The sequence below is a fragment of the Proteus sp. MB838 genome (assembly GCF_054767435.1).
This window is the reverse complement of sequence record NZ_BAABMO010000050.1, coordinates 1-20369: the sequence shown is the minus strand read 5'-3', so window position 1 is coordinate 20369 and position 20369 is coordinate 1. Positions and strand designations below refer to the sequence as shown.

The window sequence follows — 20369 nt, the reverse complement described above, 5'->3', positions numbered from 1 at the left end:
TAGCTAGGCGGCAAGCGAATGAGTTGCTAGGAGCATACATAAGTATGTGACTAGTGCGAATGAGTGACGCCAACAACGCTACAGCTTGAAGTATGACGAGAAAATACTCTAAATAATTCAAGTTGTAGCTAGGCGGCAAGCGAATGAGTTGCTAGGAGCATACATAAGTATGTGACTAGTGCGAATGAGTGACGCCAACAACGCTACAGCTTGAAGGATGACGAGTAAGATAACATTAAAGTTTATATCTATACTGCCGATATAAAGCTACAAGATGATAGGCGAAAACACATAGGTTGTTTACAATGGCTTCATCTGACGATTAATTGATGCCTAACAAAGGATTTTCCTATGAGTATTGAACGCACAAATCCACTTATCCCAATCACGGCCATTTCTCAGCGTAACCTTAATGAAGGTGCCCAAGAAGCACGAAAAACCGGTAATACGCAAACAAAAGCAATGGCGGGTGATACTTCTGTGAAACTAAGTGAAGCACAGAAAAAATTAGTTCAACCTAGCAATCAAGACATCAATGTCGAGAAAGTTGCCCGTTTAAAAGCAGCGATTGCCGATGGAACATTAACAATGGATAGCAGCAAAATTGCGGAAGCACTTTTCCGAGAAGCTGCTGAAAGCATAACTAAATAATATTAAAGATTATGATGGAAGAACTCCGCCAGACCTTAGATCTTCAGTTATCACAGCTCAATACCATTGCGGGTATTTTACGTGCTGAGCAACAGTTATTATGTGCAGGAAGTATTGATATCAATAAGCTGCATGAACTAACTGAACAGAAGAATTTTGTATTAACAGCCCTAGGTCATACCGATCAAAAACGTCAAATACTCAGTAAACAAGTTGGTATTGATAGACCCTATCAAGGACAGCCTTTTTTAGCTGATTTATGGGGACAACTGGTTGATCTAACGGAAGAGTTAAAACATCTTAATCAACACAATGGCTTATTGTTAGAGCAACATATTACTCGCAATAGTGAAACGCTACATTTTCTACAGAAAAATCATAGCCCAACACTTTATGGTGCAGATGGACAAGCACAGCGTTCAATATTAGCTGGGCGAAAAATACAAATATAATTATCTTTTATAATTAAAGAATAGTCCCTGTATTATCTCAATATAATACAGGGAGTGTTTTATTTAATATATTGATTTATATGTAACAACCTTCAGATAAATATTGAATTAGCGTTAGGATTTAAATCGATAGTAATAATTAAAATAGCCTTATTTGTATTCAGTATAATCTATAATAGTTGATCTACCTAATTTATATTTTGTTCCCCCCTCTAATCTTAATCCCTCTGTTCCTATTAACAAGTTTTTACCTTCAATATCAACTTTATCATCATTTAATTGTAATATAACATGACCATCCCCCTGGATTTTACCACCAAGAAATATACTATCCTCAGCGAGGATATGAAAAACACTATTATACGACAATGATATATTACCTATTCCTAGGGTTCCTATGGTTCCTACTCTTCCATATAAATAACTATCATCAATATTAAATGTTCTATCTAAAAGCAACGTATCCGCTTTCATAAATAGAATACTATCTTTAACATTAAATGATGAATTATTAAGACCAGAAGAATATTGATAAACCATTACTTTTGATTGTTTCGTCCCATCATAAGCTGTTCTATATAAATTATCATCTTGATTTATATCTATGTTTCCTGTATTAATTAATCTATAAGACTCATGATTTAGTGACAAAGTATTTATATTACCATTATTATAAACGTTACCCTGTTTTGATTTTATTATTAAATATCGACTATTTATTCCTGCCTCTGTCCTTAACAAAAAATGGCTGTATTTATTATAATCATTTTTAGCTCTAAGATTAAACTCACTTAACCCCATATCAAAACGAATATATTCAGCATTTAAATCACCGTCAATCAAGTCTACATTATTAGAGATAATATTTATTATTCCAGATGAAATATCTTTATAATTGCGATGAATATGACTATATTCATTTTTATCTAATTTATTTCTCATATCAAAAACAACACTAGAACCTATATTTGCTATAGTGAATGTCTTAGAAAATTTCCCTGTACTGCTACCTGCAATTAGTTTAATATCATTAATTCCAGAGAAAGAACAATCACGACAAGAAATTCCATTAGGATTAGCTATAACCACTGTCGCCTTTTTTCCTTGTAACTCAAGCTCACCTCTTAGAGTTGAAACATCTTTAGAAACAACCTCATTAATAATTAATTCTGCTTCAGCATTATTTTTTAATGATAAACCAAAATCACCAACATCAAGACGATTATAATAGATATGGGCGGTACCATCTTGATTAGTATTTATCACTTCAATTTGTGTTCTCCCTGTGTCATCATTAATAGATACCTGTGCATCTGATAATGAATCAGGGTTTAAAATAACATCTTGATGAGCATAACAAGATAATGAAATAAATACAGATAACAGTGAGAAAGTAAATAGAGCGTTTTTTTTCATGGACATTTCCTTTGGTTTTAAAACTGATTATCATAATTAGCACAAGGAACAATTAATTTAAAAAAAAATCCATATAAAAAACATATAGACAAAGCATTTAAAAAACATATAAATAATATATTAACGATTAAGTATTTATATTAAAAAATACAAATAATATCTTTAAATATTAATAATAAGATATATAAACAGCCCTATTACCAAACAAGCTATTAATATTTAATTTTCTTTCTGTTATTCTATAAGCCTCTTTATCAAAATAAATCTCACCATATCCATGTTTAATATTGCTTTTATTTAAAACATATTCTATATATAGAACAATTACTTATATTCTTCTTGTTTAAACTAAAAAAAACCACTAAATGATGATTTAGTGGTTTTAGTAGACTTTTATCAATGGTTAATGATTAATTATTTTGCCCACCAATCATTGATGTCATACGAATATGACGACCTTCGCTAATTTCCATATTTGATAATACCGCTAACTGTGGCAAGCTACGGCGTAAAAAGCGTGATAACAGCGAACGTAGTGCATGGTTAACCAAGAGTACAGGCACGCCCCCTGACATCTCTTGACGGCGTACCGCATCTAAGGCTTGTTGTTCAATGTTTTCAGCAAGGCCAGGCTCTAATCCCCCCCACTTTGCATCGCTTGTAATAATAGACGCTCTAGTCCCGCATCTAATCCGATAACTTGTATCTCTTCTTTATCACCAAACCAGTGTTGTGTTATCGCCCTGCGTAATGCAACACGAACTACCGCCGTTAATTCTGCCGGATCTTTTTGCTCAGGAGCATGCTCTGCTAGTGCTTCTAATATGGTTCTCATATCGCGAATAGGCACTTGCTCTGCCAACAGGTTTTGCAATACTTTATGTAACACCGTTAATGACAGCATATCGGGGATCATATTTTCCGTCATTTTCGGTAGTTCTTTGCTTACCCTATCAAATAGCATTTGCGCTTCTTGGCGACCAAATAACTCTGATGCGTATTGGTTAAGTACATGATTAAAATGTGTTGCAATCACTGTACTTGCCGCCACAACCGTATAGCCTTGTACTTGTGCTTGCTCTCTTAAACTGTCATCAATCCATACTGCAGGTAAACCAAATGCCGGCTCTTGAGTGTTATCACCTTCTAGCGTTCCGACTGCATTACCAGGGTTTATGGCCAACCAACGCCCAGGATGAGCTTCGCCATGACCGATTTCTACCCCTTTCATTAAAATGCGGTAGGAGGAAGGTTTTACTTCCATATTATCGCGAATATGTACGACAGGAGGTAGATACCCCATTTCTTGTGCAAACTTTTTGCGAATACCACTAATTCGCCCTAATAATTCACCATTTTGGCGATTATCGACCATGGGAATAAGACGATAACCCACTTCCATTGACAGCGGATCTTCTAATTGCACATCTTCCCAAGAGGCTTCAACAACCCGATTTTGTTTTTCAACTTGTTCCAACTCTTTTTGTTGTTGCACTTGAGGACTGCTATGGCGTTTTAAGATATACCATCCTAATCCTGCTAATGCAGCCGTAAAGAAGAGGAAAACAAAGTTTGGCATACCTGGTACTAACCCCAGCAATCCTAAAACACCCGCAGTTAGCATCAGTACACGAGGGTTATCAAAGAGTTGCGTCACCATTTGTTGACCGACGTCTTCATCGGTTGCAACGCGAGTAACAATAACACCCGCCGCTGTTGATATAATCAGTGCTGGTATTTGTGCCACCAGCCCATCACCGATGGTTAATAAGGTATAAGTGCTTGCCGCATCGTTAAGTGCCATATTATGTTGTGCAACACCGACCACTAAACCACCAACGACGTTTATTACCAAGATCATTAAGCCGGCAATCGCATCCCCTCGGACGAATTTACTTGCACCATCCATAGATCCATAAAAGTCAGACTCAAGCGAAACTTCTTTACGACGTTTTTTAGCTTCTTCTTCGTTTATGATCCCAGCATTTAAATCAGCATCGATAGCCATCTGCTTACCCGGCATCCCATCTAATACAAAGCGTGCGCCTACTTCAGCAATACGCCCTGCACCTTTGGTGATAACCATAAAGTTAATCAGTATAAGAATGATAAAGACAACGATACCGATAGCAAAATTGCCACCTACGAGGAAATGACCAAAAGCTTCAACAACACGCCCTGCAGCCGCGGAACCTGTATGTCCTTCCATCAAGATAATACGTGTTGATGCAACGTTAAGCGATAAGCGTAACAATGTAGTGAACAGGAGTATTGTTGGAAAGGCAGCAAAGTCCAATGTGCGCCTAGTAAACATGGCCACTAATAGCACCATGATAGAAAGGGCAATGTTAAAGGTAAACAATAAGTCCAATAGAAAAGGTGGCAATGGCAGTACCATCATTGACAGTATAAGCAAAATAAGTACTGGCCCTGCCAGTATCTGCCACTGAGAACTTTTCCAATTTCCCGGCAAGCGGAGTAATGAGGCCAAATTAGCCATGACGATTATCTTCTCCAGCAAAGTCCAGTGCGGGAGGCACTGGCAAGTTCATAGGTTGTTTAGGTTTTAAACCACCTTCGGTTTTCCATCGTCTCAGTTGATAGACCCAAGCTAAAACTTCTGCAACAGCGGCATAGAGTGTTGCAGGAATAGCCTGTCCTATCTCACTGTGACGATATAACGCCCTAGCAAGCGGTGGCGCTTCTAGAAGCGGAATTCGATGTTCAGCACCAATTTCTTTAATTTTTAAGGCAATGGCGCCCGCCCCTTTAGCAAGTACTTTTGGGGCAACCATTTTGTCGTTATATTGCAAAGCAACCGCGTAATGCGTTGGGTTAGTGACAATGACATCTGCTTTTGGCACATCTGCCATCATTCGTCGCCGCGACATCTCGTGTTGTTGTTGGCGAATACGCGCCTTTAATTGCGGATCACCCTCTTGTTGTTTAAATTCATCTTTAATTTCTTGGCGTGTCATGCGTAACTTTTTCAAATGGCTACGAATTTGAAAAATAATATCGAATGCCACCATCGGGATAAGCATAAAAACCGCAATATAGACTGCAAAAATAAGCAGTTGCATCGCATTAGCTAAAGCACTTAAAGGAGGAAGCGTGATCAAATGAAGAATATCGTTCCAGTTGTGCCATAAGAAAACCGTTGCGGCTAAGCCGACAAAGAGTGATTTTAAAATCGCTTTAAATAATTCAGCTAACGCATTCATTGAAAAAATACGTTTTAAGCCAGAAATAGGGTTCCATTTTTTCGGATCAAACTTGATAGACTTGCTACTAAAATTAATCCCCCCCAATACGGCTGAACCACCAATTGCCACTAAGACCAAGCCTAGAAACACTGGCGATAACGCAAATACAGCCTGTTTCATTAAACTGGCAAAACGGGGGATCAATAAATTCTCGTTGCCGATTATGTGGTGATTAAAAGTAAAACCTTCCGTTAACATGGCATAAAGCTCACGAGTGATAAAACGCTCACTCATCCACAGTAGACTGACGCCCCCTAAAATCATTAATACGGACGAAAGCTCTTTGGAACGAACAATTTGCCCATCCTTTTTCGCTTTTTCCCGTTTATGGGGAGTGGGTTCTTCTGTCTTTTCGAGATCGCTATCTTCAGCCACAGTCTGTCCGATTTAGATAATTAGATTAAAGCCTGAATGAAATGTCTCTTAGCATGACAAATTCAGAAGAAATTGATGGGTTGAACAATCGCAAATTTACGGGGCTTTTTGGGCTATGAAGGTATAAACAGCAAAAAAGTGTGCTACTTACACATCACCTTTGAAACAACATATTTATTTGGTGCAAATATGGAGGGTTTATCGCAAGAATAATTCTATGGTGAATATAAGGTAAAAGCGTGTATTTCTCACCATCAAACAAAAGCCGCTTAGATAAAGCGGCTTACATTTTCTTCAATAGCCTGCGCTATTAACCTGTTTTTTGGTTGTTTTTTATCCATAAAATAGAACATCCTCAAAGAGCAGAGATAGAGCGAATGCCTCCTGCAAGCCAGTTATGTCCTTATCGCCCTAAACTCACCAATAGATTAGAAACCTAAACTTTCCAGTAAATCATCAACCTGATCTTGATTCTTAATCACACCAGCATTGTTTTTATTGACTTGTGGGCCATTTAATAATGAATCACTCTCTTTTTTCGCATTGGATTTTTCAAGTTGCTCTGGTGGCAGATTTTCCATTAACACCATAACAAGTTGTTTTTCAATTTCTTGAACCACACTCATCATACGTTTAATCACTTGGCCTGTTAAATCTTGGAAATCTTGCGCCATCATAATTTCAAGTAATTGGCTATTTGTAAAAGCCGCACTTTCAGGGATATCCCGCAAATAATTGCGGGTATCCGTTACAAGAGAGCGTACATCTTTGAGATCTTCTGGATGCTCAAACCATTGATCCCAGCGTTCAGTTAACTTAGTTGCATGACTACTTAACTCATCCTGTTTTGGTTGCGCAGCTTCCACACAATTTAATGTACGCTCAGCTGCCTGAGCGGTCATTTGAGCAACATAGTCCAATCTTTCCCTTGCATCAGGAATGGCTTCTGCTGCTTCTGCTATTGCTTTATCCAATCCTAATTCTCGCAAACTGTCGCGTAACATACGCGTCAATTGTCCGATCCGACTGATAATATCTGACGTTATTTCGACATTATCTTTCGGCATAATTGGATCCCCACTCATTGCGACTCCTTAGATGCCCAGTTTTTCAAAAATTTTATTGAGTTTTTCTTCAAGAATGGCTGCAGTAAAAGGTTTAACAACATATCCACTTGCTCCTGATTGCGCAGCAGCAATAATATTTTCTTTTTTCGCTTCGGCGGTCACCATCAGAACGGGAAGCGTTGCAAGCCCTGCGTCACTACGAATATTCTTCAGCAACTCTAACCCATCCATATTGGGCATATTCCAATCGGTGATAACAAAATCATATGCCGAACTCTGTAACTTGGCTAACGCGTCAGCACCATCTTCTGCTTCTTCTACGTTCATAAATCCTAACTCCTTTAGTAAATTACGAACGATGCGGCGCATTGTTGAAAAATCATCAACCACTAAAAATCTCAGATCCTTACTTGCCATTGAAAACTCCTTCAAAATATATTGGCAAATTACTGTGTTGCTGTTTAAACTGAACTTAATCAGATACGCAATGATTGTGTTGTGCTGATTTTCATCAGCACGGCTTTACTCATTGAGCTTATACTTTTTACCTCATCTACGGCTCCCAATTCGACCGCGGAACGAGGCACCCCAAAGACGACGCAACTTGCTTCATCTTGTGCAAATGTGTAGCTACCTGCACGACGCATTGCTAATAAACCTGTAGCACCATCACTGCCCATCCCTGTTAAAATGACACCAATAGCATTACGCCCCGCATATTTAGCAACCGAATTAAATAGCACATCAACAGAAGGTCGATGCCGATTTACCGCAGGATCTTTATTTATATGGATCTGGTAATTAGCACCATTACGACGAAGCTCCATATGATAATCACCCGGTGCGATGTAGGCGTGTCCAGGTAAAACCCGTTCTCCATCTTCAGCTTCTTTCACACTGATTTGGCATAAACGGTTTAACCGCTCTGCAAATGAGTGGGTAAACCCCGCCGGCATATGTTGGGTTATTAATACTGCAGGACTGGTAATAGGTAATGGCTCTAAAAAATGACGAATAGCCTCGGTGCCCCCTGTTGAAGCACCAACAGCGATTAACTTTTCACTCGAAATCATGGGAGTAAATGATAACGACTTAGACGGTAATGTTTTCGTTTCATGACGACTAATTCTTGCCTGAGCCGCTGCTCGGATTTTTTCTGCAATAAGTTCACTGTAGGCCAACATTCCTTCACGTAGACCTAACTGAGGTTTAGTGACAAAATCAACCGCCCCCAGTTCTAATGCTTTTAATGTCACTTCTGAACCTTTGGCTGTGAGTGATGAAACCATCACCACTGGCATAGGGCGTAAGCGCATTAATTTTTCCAAAAAATCAATACCATCCATGCGTGGCATTTCAACATCTAACGTCAATACCTGTGGATTAAACTTTTTTATTAAGTCACGAGCGACTATCGGATCTGGCGCACAATCAACGACCTCCATATCATGGTGACTATTAATTATTTCTCGCATGATCTGGCGCATTAACGCCGAATCATCAACACAGAGTACCGTTATTTTATTCATAACCTCTCCTTGCTGGTGTCAGCCCGTAAACCGTATGCCCCTGCAAGTAAAAATCCTTGCTTAGTTGGCTCACATTTTCAGAATGCCCTACAAACAACATTCCATCGGGTTTAAGCAATGGTATAAATCGATGAAGTAAGCTTTGCTGTGTCGTTTTATCAAAATAAATCATGACATTACGACAAAAAATCGCATCAAATGGCCCTTCTAATTTCCACTGCTTGTCGAGTAAATTCAAATACTGAAAAGTGACCATTTCACTTACTTGTGGTCTAATTTTCACGTATCCGGCAAAATCACCAACACCTTTGAGAAAATATTTTTTCAAATATTCTTCGTTTAACGTTTTTAACTCTTCCAGTCGATAAACACCTTTACGGGCTTTTTCCAACACATTAGTGTCGATATCGCTGGCAATAATTTTTGTTTTATAGGGGTTATCCCCAAAAACATCGCGCAAAGTCATCGCTATTGAATAAGGCTCTTCTCCAGTAGATGCGGCAGCACACCATACTCGGTAAACTCCTCCTGCCCTGTTTTTGGCGTGTTTAGCCAAAATAGGAAAGTGATGTGCTTCCCTAAAAAATGCAGTTAAGTTTGTGGTTAACGCATTAATAAACTCTTGCCATTCAGGGTTGCATACATCACTTTTTAGAAACGCAAGATAGTCACCAAAGTTATTCATCCGTAATTCACGTAACCTCCTCGTGAGACGGTTATAAACCATTTCCCGTTTGTTGTTAGTCAGCACAATACCTGCTTTTTGATAAATCAATTGGCAGATTGATTGAAACTGATCATCGGACAACATAAACCGTTCAGAAAAAAAATCTAACGGTTGAGCAGCGATATCTGGCAATTCTTCAGTAACATTACGTTTCATTATTTTTTAATGGGTCTTTTTAAAAAATGATTTTTTATCTGCTTTCTTCAACCCATTACCTTCTAAGGAGTGAGAAGATCCGTCTTCATCCGTGTCAGGCAATTCGAATGCCGATACAGCATTAACCAGGTTGTTAGCCTGATCTTCTAATGCTGTGGCAGCAGATGCTGATTGCTCCACCAAAGCAGCGTTTTGTTGTGTCACCTGATCCATCTGACTAACAGCATCAGCAACTTGGTGAATACCTCTACTTTGTTCGTCTGAAGCCGAGGCAATTTCGGCCATTAACTCAGTGACTTTATTTACAGATGTGACAAGCTCCTCCATCGTTTGCCCCGCATCATTTACTAATCGAGATCCCTGAGAGACTCGAGACACAGACTCGTCAATAAGTGTTTTAATTTCTTTAGCCGCTTCAGCACTACGCTGAGCAAGATTACGCACCTCTCCTGCAACAACTGAGAAACCGCGTCCTTGTTCACCCGCTCGCGCCGCTTCTACCGCAGCATTAAGCGCTAAGATATTGGTTTGAAAGGCAATACCATCAATGACACTAATAATAGCGCCTATCTTTTGAGAACTTTGAGTAATAGCATCCATCATTTCGACCACACTGTGAGTAATTTCACCGCCTCGTAGTGCAGTTTCAGATGCAGATTCCGCCAACTTACTCGCTTGTAACGCGTTATCCGCATTTTGTTTAACTGTCGCCGTTAATTGCTCCATACTCGCAGCCGTCTCTTCCAAAGAAGCAGCTTGTTGTTCTGTGCGCGAGGATAAATCGGTATTACCTTTGGAAATTTCTTGAATACCCGAATACATCGCCTGACTGTTATCACGAACAATACGAATAGAGCGCGCCAACTCGCCACGCATCTCACGTAACCGTCTAAAAATATCACCTATTTCGTCATCAGTAAAAACCAGAATTTCACGATTTAATTTGCCTGTTGCGACATCATTAAAGTAACGGCTTAAACTTGCGAAAGGTTTAATAATATTAAAACTTAACCAGCGATGAGAGGCGATTGACACCACAATTACCATGGTGATTGCGCCAATAAACATTAAAATAGCGATGGTATAAAAATGATGTCCTTGTTCAATCGAATCAGCCACTTCATATTGAACGTAATTCATATAGGTATTAAATGAATTTTCCATCGCAGTTTGATAGCGTTCCGTAGGTTGATCTAAAAACCCTTGAAAATCGCCTTTTTTTAACATGCCATGTAATTCAACTAGTGCACTATAAAGAACGTGATAATCATTTTTTACGGTATTAAAAATCTCTTTTTCTTCTTGTGGAATAACCTCTTGATTAATATCTGTAAGGAAATTTTGAAAATGAGTATTTGCTGTTTCCAAACGTGATAATGCGATTGATTCAATAGATTGGATATAATCTGTTGACTGTTCAGTTTTCATTCCTATCGCAACGCGATTTATTGCATTACGTGCTTGTACTAAAGATACCCAACTTAATCCTAATTCATCTCGCTTAGCAGTATCTAAATCAATTCTAGTGATCTGATTGTTGTTTAAATGAATAATTCCCAGTGAGATCCCACTGGAAATAACTTGCATCACACAAAACATCATCAGTAATAAATAGAGACTGGTGGATATCTTTAATTTACGAAACCTAAACATGCCTTCACCTCGTTATAAGCGGTAGCAAATCACTACCGCTTGTCAGCCACTTGTTGTTGTTAGAAAGTTTCCCAGTTAGCGGGATCTTCAACACTGCTGCTCTTTTTCTTTTCTGAGGTTCCTGGTTTTATAAGTGGAGCAGCGGCTTGTACTACAGGGAGTGCATCCAATTCCTTTTTCTCTAATGCTTTTTCTTCCTGACCCGGTAATTTGAAGATGGAAACTAAGCGGGTTAATGCAACTGCTTGATCTTCAAGACCCGCAGCAGCGGCGGCAGATTGTTCTACTAAAGAGGCGTTTTGCTGAGTAACACGATCCATTTCAGAAACCGCAAGACCCACTTGTGAAATTCCTCGACTTTGTTCATCCGATGCCGAGGCAATTTCCCCCATAATATCGGTAACACGTGTCACAGATTCGACAATACGAGTCATGGTTTCCCCTGCACTTTCAACTAATACCGATCCGGTTTCAGTGCGACTAACAGAGTCTTCAATCAACGTTTTTATTTCTTTAGCAGCTTCTGCACTTCTCTGTGCAAGATTACGAACTTCGCCGGCAACTACCGCAAATCCGCGACCATACTCACCGGCTCTCGCAGCTTCAACAGCCGCATTCAACGCCAAAATATTGGTTTGAAATGCGATACCATCAATCACTGCTGTAATATCGGTGATTTTTTGAGAACTTCCGGCTATGTCGTGCATCGTTTGCACCACATTAGCCACAACTTTTCCACCTTGGCGGGCAATATCTGAGGCATCATTGGCAAGGTTACTTGCTTGGCGTGCGTTATCAGCATTTTGTTTTACTGTCGCCGTTAACTGCTCCATACTCGCAGCAGTCTCTTCTAATGAAGCAACTTGCTCCTCAGTACGTGAGGATAAATCATTATTACCTGCGGCAATTTCACTGGTGCTGTTATAGATATTCTCAGTACTTTGATAAACTCCACGAACAGTATGTATAAGCTCTTGTTGCATGTGCTTTAAGCCACTTGCTAATAAGCTCATTTCATTACGTCCATGCACCTCGATATCGGGACGTAGATCCCCTTCAGAAAATGCTTTAATATTTAATAACAATGAATTAAGTGGTCGAATTAATGCATTGCGTAGTGCAAACCAACAAATGATGAGTGCTGTAACAACAATAATGGCTAATATCACCATCGTGATAATAGAACGCTGATGAGAAGCTTCTAATGCACTATTTAATTGATTATTAAACTTCTCATTACGCATAACATAAGCAAGATACTCTTTATAAAAACCATCTTGATAAGAAGTCGTTGGTTGTTCGAAAAAATCTTTTAAGTTTTTATCTTGCAGTAAAATTTCTAACTGATTTAATGCAGAAAAATACTCAATAAAACGCCCTTTTAAATTGCGTATTTCTTCTTCTGAATGAATTTGATAAGCATTTATATGCTGTTCAAACTCTTTAAATTTATCATCGGCCCGAGACATATTTTTACGTGCCAGACCAGTTAAATATTCTACAGACAACGAGCTATCAACATTCAGATCTTTATCCTGTAACAGATAGCTTATAGCTGCACGATTGATATTGTTACGCGCTTGCAATAAGTTTGCCCAGCTTTCATCTAAACGTTCACGCTGTTTTTGTATTGTGAGAGTTTTATCCAGATCTTGTCTTGTTTCACTGAGATTTGAGTAAAAAACACCCCCGGAGATAAACTGCAAAACACCAAACAACAGAAGAATGGATAACAACCCAGTCACTATTTTCATTCGGCTAAACATGAGTTTCCCTTTTTATAATAGATGGTATGACCAAGTTATCGGCAGACTTAAGAGAAACTTTATAGGTTTTATCCTATATAGATACTATTTTCTATTTACAATAAATAAATTAAATATCAATAAGTTATATTTTAAATTCTCATTTTAAAAACCTGCTAGGCATAATGCACATTCATTTTTTAGTTAATACATTTAAAAAAAATAACTTAACTAAAATTAAAAGTACTCTTTCTGATTTAATTTCACTTAATTAATATTAAAGCCCCAAGAAATAACAAATAATTGAAAAAACTATTCCGGCAAGATAGCCGGAACAGTATTAAAGAATAAGATTAATAGGCTAAACTTTATTTAGCCATAATTGTTGCGCTATCAACTAATTCCATTTCTTCGCTATTGAGTAATTTTTCAATATCAACCAGAATTAACATTCTTTCATCTAAAGTACCCAATCCTGTTAAATATTCTGTTGACATTGTTACCGCAAATTCAGGAGCAGGACAGATTTGTTCAGGTTTTAAGGTTAATACATCAGAAACACCATCAACAACAATGCCGACAATACGGTTGAGTAAATTAACCACGATCACCACTGTGTTGTCATTATAGGTAACATTTTCTTGTGAAAACTTAATTCGTAGATCAACGATAGGTACAATAACCCCCCGTAAATTGGTCACACCTTTAATAAAACTAGGTGCATTCGCAATACGAGTGACTTGGTCATAGCCCCGAATTTCTTGTACTTTTAGAATATCAATGCCATATTCTTCGTTGCCCAACGTAAAAATTAGAAATCCTTGTCCAACAGTTTCACCGGATAATTTCTCGAAATGTTCCGCAGCCATAATCTTATTTTATCCTCACTATTAAATAACTGTATGCGCAGTTGTATTCTTTTTCTTTTCTGTCATTTGAGAATGACTTAAACGTTGTAATTCTGGAACATCAAGAATTAAAGCAACACTACCATCGCCCATGATTGTGGCAGCAGAAATACCCGGTACTTTTCGGTAATTGCTTTCTATATTTTTAACAACCACTTGATGTTGACCAACTAACTTATCGACCAATAAAGCATAACGGCGCCCTGCACTTTGTACGATAACCGCAATCGCTTGAGTAATATCGGTTTGCGCACCTTCAATATTAAAAGTACGGTGTAATTCAATAAGCGGTAAATATTCACCTCTTACTTGCAATAATTTTTCATCTCCTGCTAAAGGATAAATATCTTCCTCTTCAGGTTGTAATGAGCTAACCACTGTTCCTAATGGTAAAATAAATACTTCATCATTCACTTTTACTGACATGCCATCTAAAATAGCCAATGTGAGTGGCAGCAAGATGCGAATGCGTGTGCCTTTTCCAACTTCAAAACTAATTTGAATTTGCCCACCCATTTCTTGGATATTTCGTTTTACAACATCCATACCCACACCACGTCCAGAAACATCGGTGACAACCTCAGCGGTAGAGAAACCTGGCGCAAATATCAACATCGCAACTTCTTCATTGCTCATATTTTCAGAAACAGCTAAGCCCGATGATATCGCCTTTTTCAAAATACGCTCACGATTTAATCCAGCACCATCATCTGTCACTTCAATACAAATATTGCCACCTTGATGCTCTGCTGAAAGCGTTAATTGACCCGCCTCTGGTTTGCCCGCGGCAATGCGATCGGCAGGCATTTCAATACCATGATCAAGACTATTACGGACTAAGTGAGTTAAAGGATCGATGATTTTCTCAATTAAACTTTTATCAAGTTCAGTTGAACTACCAATCATATTTAACTCAACTTTTTTATGCATTTTGCCAGCTAAATCACGAACGACCCGCGGAAAACGACTAAAAACATATTCCATCGGCATCATACGGATAGACATCACTGACTCTTGCAGATCACGAGAGTTACGCTGTAGCTGTGCAATACAACTGAGTAGATCACTATGAATAGATGGCTCAAGCGTGTCACTATGTTGCGCTAACATAGACTGAGTGATCACCAATTCCCCGACCAAGTTAATCAGTTGGTCCACCTTTTCAACCGCAACGCGAATACTGGTTGATTCCGTTTTGGCCTGAGCAACAACAGGTTTTCGCGCAGGGGCTGGTGTCGCAGTTGGTGGCAAGGTTGTGGCAACTTTAGTCACTTCATCTGCTTGACTATTTTTATTCAACTCAGCAACGTTTTTCTCTATCGTAGCTGGCTGCTCTGTTTGAGCAGCAGGCTGGATACTTTCTGTCACAGATGAGGGTGAGTGTTCGGCTTGCTCTTGCGTTTTATCTGTAGACTTTACCTTTTCCTCAGTAGCAGCAACGTTAGCAAAGGAAATCTGTTCTGGTTCAATAACAAAACATAATACCGCACTGATATCTTCTTGAGTTGCTGTGGTTTTTAATACCGCTTCCAACCCATGGTGCTGTTTTTCAACCTGACTGACTTCACCCAGATGCTTTAATTCATCTAGCATTAAATCAATATCGGTCTCTTTTAAATCAGATAAAATAATATGATGCTGATAAAGACCGTCAGTATTTGGTGTATTAGCCGTTGCTAGCGGTTGATTTTCTTTACTAAGCTCATCGTCAGTATGATGCACTGCAGAAACAGGAGTGATGTTCTCCGTTGGGGCATTACTTTCAGTTAAAGATACTGAGTCATTCCCCTCACCTAATTGAGTTGATTGTTCCTCTTTGACTTCTAGAGCTAACTGACGCAACTTCTCACAAATATAGTTAAATGTTTCCTCGTCTGGCTCTTGTGAGTTTTTATGTGCATCCAATTGCTGTTGCATAATATCTTTCGCTTCCAGAAACAGGTTAATAATGTCATCGGTAAGTACCATTTCATGGCGTCTTGCACTATCGAGCAAGTTTTCCAGCACATGAGTGGTCTGCTGAAGTTTAACGAAGCCAAATGTTGCGGCTCCTCCTTTTATGGAGTGCGCACTACGAAAAATAGCATTTAACTGCTCTTGATCTGGATTTTGCGGATCAAGTAACAGTAAATGCTGTTCCATATCAGCTAACAACTCATCTGCTTCATCAAAAAATGTTTGATAAAACTCGGTAATATCCATCGTTACTCATTCACCTTTACGCGATTACATACAAACTAAGGAGTTGTTTCCTGTTTTGTCGTAATATTTGTCGATTGTGATGGCAAACTTTCCCCAGAAACTCCTGTTTCAACATTTTCCTTTTTTGATTCGGGAAGCTTAGATGTAGAAGAAGACACAGACGAATTCGTCTGTGTATTTTCTCCGTTTTCTTGTGGGGTTTCTTGCCCTGAAAGCAGAGGTTTAATTTCTGATGCCTCTTTTATTGCTGGTGCAACCCGCTCATTTTCATGTACGATTTTCTTTTCTTCCTGCTTAGTTAAAACTAATATACTGATCCTTCTATTCGCCGGAGCAAAACCATCCTCTTTTACTAAGTGAACAGTTGATGCCATACCTACAACCCGTAGTACTTTCCATTCTGCAAGCCCTGCACCAATAAGTTCTCGACGAGATGCATTGGCTCGATCCGTTGATAACTCCCAGTTACTGTATTTGAGTGCACCACTCGCATAAGGAATATCATCGGTATGACCTGATAAACTGATTTTATAAGGCGAGTCATTTAGTATTGGCGCTATCGCAGTTAAAATATCTTTCATATAAGGTTCAACAGTGGCACTGCCAACTTTAAACATTGGCCGGCTTTCTTTATCTATAATTTGGATACGTAAGCCTTCGTCCATCATGTCAATTAATAAATGAGGTTTTAAATCTTTTAAGCGAGGATCTTGTAAAATAACTTGCTCTAAATTCTCTTTCAGTTTACGGAATTGCTGTTTTTCATTGAGCTGTTTATCTTCGACACCTTTTGGCAGTACATCACCTTCGTTATACACAGGATCACGTCCTCCCCCTGGTATCGGGTTTGTCACGTCTCCACTAACGCGGCCTTTTTCAATGGCAACTTTTAGAGGTGTGCGAAAATATTCAGCAACACGAGTTAACTCTTGAGGACTAGCGATAGAAAGTAACCACATCACCAGAAAGAAAGCCATCATGGCAGTCATAAAGTCAGCGTAAGCTATCTTCCACGCACCATGTTGTGCGTTGTGCTGTTTTTTCCCTCGCTTTTTAACTCTGATTATCTGTGAATTACTTTTCATAATTACTCTTCTTTCATTGCATCAGGATTTGCCTGCATCGGTGTCCGTACCTGACGTACATGTTCTTCCAATTCAATAAATGAAGGTCTGTCTGCCAGAAAGAGGGTCTTACGACCAAACTCAACCGCTATCTGTGGTGCATATCCATTCATGCTAGATAACAGGGTGGTCTTGATGCACTCCATCATTTTCATTTGTTGACTAGAGCGTTGTCTGATACGAGAGGCTAATGGTGAAACAAAGCCATAAGCTAATAAAATACCTAAGAAAGTACCTACCATTGCGTGACCAATAAGTGCCCCCATTTCCCCAGCAGGTCTATCGGCAGCACCTAGCGCATTAACCACCCCCATAACCGCGGCCACAATACCAAATGCGGGTAATGAATCGCCCATCGTAGAGAGCCCCGCCGCAGGTACTTCACTTTCTTCTTCAAAAGTGGCAATTTCTTCGTCCATTAGTGCTTCAATTTCATAAGGATTCATATTCCCCGTCACCATCAAACGCATATAATCAGTAATAAAACTGAGCATATAAACGTCTTTCATAATGCGAGGATATTGGGAAAAAATGTCACTTTGTTGTGGATTTTCAATATCTCTCTCTAATGCCAACATGCCGTTTTGGCGCGCTTTAGACAGCAAACGAAACATTAATGCCATTAGATCCATATACATCGCTTTATTGTAGTTAGTGTTACGAAGTAATTTCGGTAGGATTTTTACCGTTGATACGATCGCACGACCATTATTACCTACAACAAAAGCACCGATACCGGCACCAAAAATAATTAAAAATTCAGCGGGTTGATATAATGCGCCTAGATGTCCACCTACGAGGGTAAACCCTCCGAGGACAGCACAAATCACCACGATATATCCTAAGAGTACTAACACGCGATATCCCTTTAGCTAATTTCGTTATAGAGAGAATGGCGAACATAACCGCAAGGAGATAGGAGGGGAAGAGGAAACAACTCAGGTTATAGAGTCTTTAATCTATAACCTGATATTTAACTTTCAATCTCGAATCACATTGCAAACTGTTCAAGACCATCCAACAGTTGTAAGTTAATATCGGCAGGATTGGCGGAAAGTTTACGTTTTTTTATTGCCCGAGATGGAGACTGACAAAGACTACAAACATAATTACTTGCAGGCTGATGTGCGTGTGTAATAAATGAACCATTACATTTGGTACATACAGAAAGTTGTAACATACCACTTTCAACAAAACGAACTAATGTCCATGCTCGTGTTAGTGCTAAAATAGGTTCTTGATCTTTAACGGGTGGACATTGTTCTAAATATAAACGATAGGCTTTTACAACAGCTTCAACACCTACGCTCCCCCCGCTTTTTAATAAAAAGCGGTAAGCATTATAAAACATTGAAGAATGGATATTTTGTTCCCATGTCATAAACCAATCTGTTGAAAAAGGTAGCATACCTTTAGGAGGAGGGCTTCCTCTTAATTCTTTGTATAATTTAATTAAACGCCCTCGACTTAATTGCGTTTCGCTTTCAAGCATTTGTAAGCGAGCACCTAAGGTGATTAATTCCATTGCTAGGCGAATATCTTTCGCCTCTCGGACGATACTTTTCTCACTCATTGTTATGCCCGTTTCTTTGTAGCAGAGGTATCATGTTCCGATAGTTGACGGAACAAGTTAGAAGAAAGAAGGATACCAGTATGAATTTGTTGCAAATCATCCACTCTGGATTCTTTAGTGAGTTGTTCTATTGTTTCGCTGTCTTCAAACCGGAAATTACAGATTAGTTGGTTTGTTTCAGCCAACTTAACCAATTGAGGCAATGTTAGCTCTTTTAGTGCATCAGCCATAGAATCGCTGATACCCAGTCTAAACATTGCGGAAGCCTTTTCTTGGTTAATTAACCTCTGCGCCAAAAGCAAATACGATAAATTTATGTCATAAATATGCTTAAGCAATTCAACCGTACTCATCTCTTTACATCCCGTCCGATTATATTGAACAAAGAGGATCTTGTTTAAAGTAAGATCCCGAGGAAATTAATATAAATGTATATTGAATTTCCAGGCCCCATTTTATGAATATGACTCGTAGTAACACTACCTTGTATTACTTGATTACGATCATTTCAAAAAGTAGCGAGAAAAACATTTAAATTAAAAAGGATTTTAAATGCTCGCCAATATATCACGTTAAGAATAATCCTAGCGAGATAACTTTACTCCTTAATGATTAAGTTATTCAACGGATAAAGTAGTCTAATTTAAATACTATGTGAGTTACATCACAAAAAGATAATCATTATTATGGAATTAGTTCATTAACTATTCAAGTAATATTAGTAATAAAACTTGCTAAGAATTAATAAGCGAATCTACCGAAATTAAAATATTAATGATAATTTTTTATTTTATACGATCTATTAAACTTATAAACCTAAAAATACAGCATAAAAAATTGACAAATCTAAAATTGAAGTTTTTTTCGATCACAGTAACATATATTGCCATAGCTCCTCCTCATCTTTGTCTGAACAAAGCACTTGTGTTTAATAAATATTTCTATAGATATAGTTTTTTTAGTCATTTACCGAAAACACCATAAATGATCACTTTTTATTTACAATTGGCATAAAAAACAACCAATCATAATTAATTTGAGTTATCTAATTTTATAAATTAATTAAATAAAAAAAATTACACTTAAAATTCATAAAGATAAAACATAACACTCTTACATTAGCAGGATAAGTTATACAAAATTAAATTCCTAGTTATGCATCTTACCTTATAAATTATTGAATATTTATTTCTATCACATAAAAGTTTTATTAATAAATAATTAAAAATTACTAATCAATAACTAAAAGTGCAAAATAATAAAGCTATATAACTCTTTATGCGTGTTTTACCGAACAAAGATTAATCAATATAAAAAAACATGACAATACAGGTAAGATTTATTTATGGTTTTTACGTAACAATCAAATTACTTACCAACTTTTTTTAGAAAAATAAATATAAATCCATAGGAGAAAAAACCTCATTTAAAAATATAAAGTAGCAATAATAACTTTATTTACCCAATTAAATTCGATAAAAAAAATATATAATATTTGACTTAAACTTAATATAAACAAAAATAC

The 20369-nt window shown here is 38.0% G+C and carries 16 protein-coding genes and 1 pseudogene; 2 read left to right on the top strand and 15 right to left on the bottom strand.

Going from position 1 to position 20369, the window contains the following annotated elements; genetic code table 11:
- The first annotated feature begins 351 nt into the window (after nucleotides 1-351).
- Nucleotides 352-651 carry a flagellar biosynthesis anti-sigma factor FlgM gene (flgM, locus tag ACYUCW_RS16135; protein ID WP_004248342.1) on the top strand — a complete coding sequence of 100 codons (300 nt, stop codon included), beginning with the start codon at nucleotides 352-354 and terminating at the stop codon, nucleotides 649-651.
- A gap of 14 nt (nucleotides 652-665) precedes the next feature.
- Complete coding sequence (locus ACYUCW_RS16130) at nucleotides 666-1103, top strand: flagella synthesis protein FlgN (protein WP_223805438.1); 438 nt, start codon at nucleotides 666-668, stop codon at nucleotides 1101-1103.
- Nucleotides 1104-1253: 150 nt separating this feature from the next.
- Here the strand turns inward: ACYUCW_RS16130 and ACYUCW_RS16125 are convergent, their stop codons facing one another.
- The 15 genes and pseudogenes from ACYUCW_RS16125 to flhD all read right to left on the bottom strand — a co-directional run bounded on the left by ACYUCW_RS16125 (nucleotide 1254) and on the right by flhD (nucleotide 19197).
- Nucleotides 1254-2519, bottom strand: a complete 1266-nt coding sequence (locus ACYUCW_RS16125) for a two-partner secretion domain-containing protein (RefSeq protein WP_049210626.1) — start codon at nucleotides 2517-2519, stop codon at nucleotides 1254-1256.
- Between the two features lie 410 nt (nucleotides 2520-2929).
- A pseudogene (flhA, locus tag ACYUCW_RS16120) lies at nucleotides 2930-5019 on the bottom strand (flagellar biosynthesis protein FlhA).
- The gene (flhB, locus tag ACYUCW_RS16115; protein ID WP_460409016.1) at nucleotides 5012-6160 is read right to left on the bottom strand and encodes a flagellar biosynthesis protein FlhB; all 1149 of its coding nucleotides are present in this window, start codon (nucleotides 6158-6160) and stop codon (nucleotides 5012-5014) included. Before flhB ends, flhA begins: the two are co-directional and overlap by 8 nt.
- 428 nt (nucleotides 6161-6588) lie before the next feature.
- Nucleotides 6589-7245, bottom strand: coding sequence for a protein phosphatase CheZ (gene cheZ, locus ACYUCW_RS16110; protein ID WP_004250768.1), 657 nt, complete (start codon nucleotides 7243-7245; stop codon nucleotides 6589-6591).
- A 9-nt stretch (nucleotides 7246-7254) separates the two neighbouring features.
- Nucleotides 7255-7644 (bottom strand): chemotaxis response regulator CheY, encoded by a 390-nt coding sequence (cheY, locus tag ACYUCW_RS16105; protein ID WP_004243551.1) that lies wholly within the window; start codon nucleotides 7642-7644, stop codon nucleotides 7255-7257.
- A 59-nt stretch (nucleotides 7645-7703) separates the two neighbouring features.
- Entirely contained in the window at nucleotides 7704-8756 is a 1053-nt protein-coding gene (locus ACYUCW_RS16100) for a protein-glutamate methylesterase/protein-glutamine glutaminase (RefSeq protein ID WP_460409015.1), read from the bottom strand.
- Nucleotides 8749-9639 carry a protein-glutamate O-methyltransferase CheR gene (cheR, locus tag ACYUCW_RS16095; protein WP_004243555.1) on the bottom strand — a complete coding sequence of 297 codons (891 nt, stop codon included), beginning with the start codon at nucleotides 9637-9639 and terminating at the stop codon, nucleotides 8749-8751. Before cheR ends, ACYUCW_RS16100 begins: the two co-directional genes overlap by 8 nt.
- 6 nt (nucleotides 9640-9645) lie before the next feature.
- Nucleotides 9646-11292 carry a methyl-accepting chemotaxis protein gene (locus tag ACYUCW_RS16090; RefSeq protein ID WP_004243556.1) on the bottom strand — a complete coding sequence of 549 codons (1647 nt, stop codon included), beginning with the start codon at nucleotides 11290-11292 and terminating at the stop codon, nucleotides 9646-9648.
- A 59-nt stretch (nucleotides 11293-11351) separates the two neighbouring features.
- The gene (locus tag ACYUCW_RS16085) at nucleotides 11352-13058 is read right to left on the bottom strand and encodes a methyl-accepting chemotaxis protein (protein ID WP_460409014.1); all 1707 of its coding nucleotides are present in this window, start codon (nucleotides 13056-13058) and stop codon (nucleotides 11352-11354) included.
- A 347-nt stretch (nucleotides 13059-13405) separates the two neighbouring features.
- On the bottom strand, nucleotides 13406-13906 hold the full coding sequence (cheW, locus tag ACYUCW_RS16080; RefSeq protein ID WP_004243558.1) for a chemotaxis protein CheW: 501 nt from the start codon (nucleotides 13904-13906) through the stop codon (nucleotides 13406-13408).
- Nucleotides 13907-13927: 21 nt separating this feature from the next.
- Entirely contained in the window at nucleotides 13928-16147 is a 2220-nt protein-coding gene (gene cheA, locus ACYUCW_RS16075; RefSeq protein ID WP_074924020.1) for a chemotaxis protein CheA, read from the bottom strand.
- A gap of 35 nt (nucleotides 16148-16182) precedes the next feature.
- The gene (motB, locus tag ACYUCW_RS16070) at nucleotides 16183-17232 is read right to left on the bottom strand and encodes a flagellar motor protein MotB (RefSeq protein WP_004243565.1); all 1050 of its coding nucleotides are present in this window, start codon (nucleotides 17230-17232) and stop codon (nucleotides 16183-16185) included.
- Between the two features lie 2 nt (nucleotides 17233-17234).
- A complete protein-coding gene (gene motA / locus ACYUCW_RS16065; RefSeq protein WP_004243566.1) occupies nucleotides 17235-18128 on the bottom strand; it encodes a flagellar motor stator protein MotA in 894 nt (297 codons plus the stop codon).
- Between the two features lie 134 nt (nucleotides 18129-18262).
- A complete protein-coding gene (gene flhC / locus ACYUCW_RS16060) occupies nucleotides 18263-18844 on the bottom strand; it encodes a flagellar transcriptional regulator FlhC (RefSeq protein ID WP_460409013.1) in 582 nt (193 codons plus the stop codon).
- 2 nt (nucleotides 18845-18846) lie between these two features.
- Entirely contained in the window at nucleotides 18847-19197 is a 351-nt protein-coding gene (gene flhD / locus ACYUCW_RS16055; RefSeq protein ID WP_004243568.1) for a flagellar transcriptional regulator FlhD, read from the bottom strand.
- Between the last annotated feature and the right edge of the window lie 1172 nt (nucleotides 19198-20369).